Genomic DNA, 1,422 nt, shown 5'->3' with positions numbered 1-1,422 from the left:
CCTCGCTGGGGACCGCCACGGTCGGCAGCGATGGCCGTTTCACCGTAGCGCTCAGCCCTGCAGCCACAGCCGGCGAAAGCCTCAGCGTGACCCAGGCCGATGCCGCGCAGAATGCCTCGCCGGCACAGACCGTGACCGCGCCGGGCAACCTGGCACCGGACATTCCGGACAACCTGACGCTCTCAGCCGATGGCCTGGTGGTTACCGGCAATGCATCCCCCGGCAGTACCGTCAATGTGTATGGGCCTGACGGCGTGCTGTTGGGCACTGCGCCAGTCGGCAATGACGGCAGTTTCACGGTCAACCTCGACAGCGCCCAGGCCAACGGCGAAGTCTTGCAGGTCAGTGCCGTGGGCACCGACGGCAGTGCTTCGCTGCCTGCGACCCTGCAGGCACCGGACACCACCGCCCCGCAACCGCTGACCAACCTGGTGCTGAGCAGCGACGGCCTGACGCTCACCGGCCGCGGTGAACCGGGCGCCACAGTGGCCGTGATCGGCGAAGGCGGTGTCGACCTGGGCACTGCCGTGGTCGATGCCAGTGGCAACTTCAGCATTGGCCTGAGCACCGCACAGATCAATGGCGAACAACTCAGTGCACAGCAGACGGACGCCGCGAGCAACGAGTCCGACAGTGTCAGCCTGACTGCGCCCGACCGTGTGGCACCTGATGCTGCCGGCAACCTGGCATTTGCCGGCGGCGGCAGCTTGCTCAACGGTACCGGCGAGGCCGGCAGCACCGTCAAAGTGCTGGCTGCCGATGGCAGCACACTGGGCAGCGCTGTGGTCCGCGCCGACGGTACCTTCCAGGTCACCCTCAGCGCACCACAGGCCAACGGCCAGCAGGTGCAGGTGATACTGACCGATGCCGCCGGCAACCAGTCCGACCCCAGCGCCATCATTGCAGCCGATACCACCCCACCGGCCGCCCCCACCGAGCTTGCGATTTCCAGCGACGGGGTTACCCTCACCGGCCGCGGCGAGCCCGGCGCGCAAGTCAGCGTCAGCAACGCGCAGGGCGACGAAATCGGTACGGCAGTGGTCGATGCCAGCGGTAACTTCACCGTCACGCTCAACCCGGCGCTGGGCAACGCCGAACTGCTCAGCCTCAGCCAGGCCGACGCAGCCGGTAACGTGTCGGCAGTCGCCACGTTGCAAACGCCTGACTTCACGCCGCCGGCCATCCTCACCGAGGTGGCCATCAATGCCGATGGCAGTGTGGTCACCGGCCTTGGCGAACCGGGCGCTACCGTCACGGTGACCAATGCCGCAGGCGTACTGCTCGGTACGGCCATTGTGCTCGCCGATGGCAGCTTCTCGGTGGAACTGGCGCCCGCCCAGATCAACCAGCAAGTGCTGGCGGTACAGCAGGCCGACCCACCCGGCAACATCAGCGCGCCGGTCACGATCGATGCACCCGACC

General features: G+C 67.4%; 1 protein-coding gene. It reads left to right on the top strand.

Annotation, left to right across the window (positions count from 1 at the left end; translation table 11 throughout):
* Positions 1–1,422: Ig-like domain-containing protein (locus BLX42_RS15100; RefSeq protein WP_256672001.1), on the top strand; the 1,422-nt coding region annotated here is incomplete at both ends.

Origin of the sequence: Pseudomonas sp. SG-MS2, from assembly GCF_009933855.1 — a bacterium.
Classification (GTDB): Bacteria; Pseudomonadota; Gammaproteobacteria; order Pseudomonadales; family Pseudomonadaceae; genus Aquipseudomonas; species Aquipseudomonas putida_E.
This window is presented reverse-complemented; position numbering and strand designations above follow the sequence as displayed.